Origin of the sequence: Pseudomonas sp. HMSC063H08 (genome assembly GCF_001813645.1) — a bacterium.
GTDB classification, from domain to species: domain Bacteria; phylum Pseudomonadota; class Gammaproteobacteria; order Pseudomonadales; family Pseudomonadaceae; genus Pseudomonas; species Pseudomonas aeruginosa.
The window spans coordinates 164,078-166,777 of record NZ_KV813429.1 but is presented as its reverse complement, the minus strand read 5'-3'; the positions used below and the strand labels follow the sequence as shown (position 1 = coordinate 166,777).

Annotated in this window: 4 protein-coding genes; 3 read left to right on the top strand and 1 reads right to left on the bottom strand. The window is 66.0% G+C overall.

Going from position 1 to position 2,700, the window contains the following annotated elements:
* Positions 1–151: 151 nt before the first annotated feature.
* Positions 152–466 carry a DUF736 domain-containing protein gene (locus HMPREF2924_RS12815; RefSeq protein WP_016254209.1) on the top strand — a complete coding sequence of 105 codons (315 nt, stop codon included), beginning with the start codon at positions 152–154 and terminating at the stop codon, positions 464–466.
* A gap of 393 nt (positions 467–859) precedes the next feature.
* Here HMPREF2924_RS12815 and HMPREF2924_RS12810 read toward each other — a convergent pair whose 3' ends face one another.
* Positions 860–1,156, bottom strand: coding sequence for a helix-turn-helix domain-containing protein (locus HMPREF2924_RS12810; RefSeq protein ID WP_016254210.1), 297 nt, complete (start codon positions 1,154–1,156; stop codon positions 860–862).
* A gap of 242 nt (positions 1,157–1,398) precedes the next feature.
* On the opposite strand from HMPREF2924_RS12810, the gene HMPREF2924_RS12805 reads away from it, so the two are divergent.
* Both HMPREF2924_RS12805 and HMPREF2924_RS12800 read left to right on the top strand, forming a co-directional pair.
* A complete protein-coding gene (locus HMPREF2924_RS12805; protein WP_016254211.1) occupies positions 1,399–1,749 on the top strand; it encodes a DUF2958 domain-containing protein in 351 nt (116 codons plus the stop codon).
* Positions 1,750–2,092: 343 nt separating this feature from the next.
* Positions 2,093–2,700: DUF7011 domain-containing protein (locus tag HMPREF2924_RS12800; protein WP_070700533.1), on the top strand; the 608-nt coding region annotated here is incomplete at its 3' end.

Genomic DNA, 2,700 nt, shown 5'->3' with positions numbered 1-2,700 from the left:
CGCGGCTTCCTCGCGCAGCAAATTCTTTTCGCTTCCAGGTTCTCCACGTTGTTGCGACCGCTGCGCGGTGCGGCCAGCCCATCCCCCGCCGGACGGATCACAACAAGGACGCACTGGCGCGACCTTGTTCAACCCGAAAGGAGAAATCATCATGGCTAACATCGGCACCTTCACCGCAGACAAAGACGGCTTCACCGGCCAGCTCCGCACCCTGACCCTCAACGTCAAGGCCAAGCTGGTTCCCAACGACAAGGGCGAGAACGAAAGCGCCCCGGACTTCCGCCTTCAGGCGGCCGGCCACGACTTCGGCGCGGCGTGGAAGAAAACCAGCGAGGCCGGGCGGGATTACCTGTCGGTGGCCATCGACGACCCTTCGTTCCCGGCAACGGTCTATGCCCGCCTGATCGAAGGCGAGAACGGCACGCACGACCTGATCTGGTCGCGCAGCAAGCCCAAGGCGGCCTGACGGCCGCCCACAGCGCCCCGCCCATTGCGGCGGGGCGCTGTGCTGCTGATCGCAGCATCGCCTGCACAGGGTTTCGGCGGTTGCCTCATGCCCGGCATGTTCAGGGCTGGCATCGCATTGGTGATGGTTGGATGGCACGAAGCCCGTGGCAGCAGGAACAGCATGGCGTGTCGGCGCGGTGCGCCGCCGGGCTTTCGGGCTGCGCCCCATGCCGCCAATGGCGTCATGTCCATTCGGCTTCAATCCCTCACGCCTTCGCGCCTGGCGGCGCTGCGCGCTTTGCTTGCCTCCAGGGGAAAGCCCTGCGGGCTATCCCCGCCGCGCTGCGCTTGGCGCCCCTTGAACACCGCCGAACCGGCTGCACCGGATCGGCCCGCCTTGCCCGGCCTGCGCCTACGGCTGGGCCGCTGCTGCTGCGAGCTGGCTTTCAGCCTCGCTCATCAATACCGCCGTGCTGCATTCGAGCGCGCCGGCGATCTTGAAGATAAGTGCCAGCGTGGGCATGTGTTCGCCGCGCTCGACCTTGCCCATGTGCGAACGCTCGATGCCGGCCAGGTGTGCCAGCGATTCCTGCGCGATCCCTCGTTCCGTCCGTAGCGCGCGCACCGCCGCGCCGAAGGCTTGCGCCAGTTCGGCATCGAAGGTGGTGGCACCGGCCGGGCGGCCAGGTTGGACGGATCGCTTCTGCATGGACAGAAGCGTCAAATCGCAGGACAATTAAAACCACGTTATCTTTAACTCAGTGCCCAAAAATCGCTGTTCCGTGCTTTTACGGAAATCCGCATTTACGGATTTCCACAGAACCGGGGAATCGCATCCGTGTCTTTCCGGCTTCCTGCAATTGCGCTTCTGCGCTTTCGTTCTTCTACGGATGCGATGGCTTGTGCATCCGTGTTTCCACACGCATGCACGGTTCCGTGGGAGTTCTGCCCATGACCCTGCAGCTTGTCACCGCTGATGAACGCGCTCGGCTGCTGGCCCACGGCGAGGCGCTCGCCGCTGGCCAGCGCCTCGACCCGCTGCCGGTGGTGCGCCTGTTTACCCCCGACGCGCATGTGACCTGGCTGCTGGTGTCGCTCGACCCCGCCGATGGCGATACGGCCTATGGCCTGATCGACCTCGGCATCGGCATGCCCTCGCTGGGGACGGTCAGGCTGTCCGACCTGGCCGGCATCGTCGGGCCGCGCAAGTTGCCGGTGCGGCGGGATCGGTATTTCCAGGCGGTGCGCCCGCTGTCGGAGTACGTCCGGCTGGCGCAGGAGAATGACGCGATCACGGACTGATGAACGCCAGCGCGGCACGGCCAGCCGGGGCGCACTGTGACTATTTCAGTCCTGGTCAAGACCGGGTAGGTCTGAATCGGCATTGATGCACTGAAGCGATGCCAGTCTGACGCAAACAGTCCTGATCTTTGGCGCGGGCTGCGGCACGGTATCCGGTGCCGCGCACCATTTCCGGGTGGCGCAGCCGTCGCATTCAGACGATTTCCCCAACACGCCGGAGCCAAACGGTCTTGACACCGACAGTTACAGCTTAACCGTTTTTGATGATGACCTGATGGCGTTTCGATAGCTCCCGCATCGCGGAAATCGTGGCGACGCATCCCAAGCACAGGGAGCTTTCGCCATGACTGATCGCAGCGCCGACCACTGGTATCCGACAGCCGCCTATCTCTACGTCCTGCACCTCAACGGCCCCGCGCTGGCTTGGGAATACCTGCGCAGGAATCCCGATTACCGCCGCGACTGGCTGCGCCGTCGCCGCTGGCCGGACGCGGCGCAGGCTTGGAGCCTGCGCCTGCTGGAAGACCCAGCCTTGGATGCGCGCGACGCGCATCCGGCCTGGTTCCCTGACCACGATGCCGTGGTGCAGCTCTATCCCGACGCCGACCCGCCACCCGAAGCCCATGCCTTCGAGTTCTGGCGCGTTCCCGGCCGCAAGCAACTGATCCACGACGGCAAGCGCCTGGTGCTGGTGTCGCATTGGCCCGGCTGCTGCCTGCGGCTCGCGCTCGCGCAGGGCCTGGAAGACGGCGTGGCCTACCTCTACGCCACTCGTGCCTGCGCCACGCCCTGCGCGCGCTATCGCACGCTCGCGGCTGAACTCGACGCCCTGGCTGCCGCCACGGTTGCCGCGCCTGCGGCGGCGGCCCGTTCGCGGCCCACGCCTGCCGCACTGCTGGAGCTGCACACCTTGCAGGCGCTCGACGCGACCCTGGCGGGCGCGTCCTTGCG

Coding starts and splice junctions, on each gene's coding strand:
- HMPREF2924_RS12810 (WP_016254210.1), bottom strand. CDS start 1,156: ATGCAGAAGCGATCCGTCCAACCTGGCCGCCCGGCCGGTGCCACCACC.
- HMPREF2924_RS12815 (WP_016254209.1), top strand. CDS start 152: ATGGCTAACATCGGCACCTTCACCGCAGACAAAGACGGCTTCACCGGC.
- HMPREF2924_RS12805 (WP_016254211.1), top strand. CDS start 1,399: ATGACCCTGCAGCTTGTCACCGCTGATGAACGCGCTCGGCTGCTGGCC.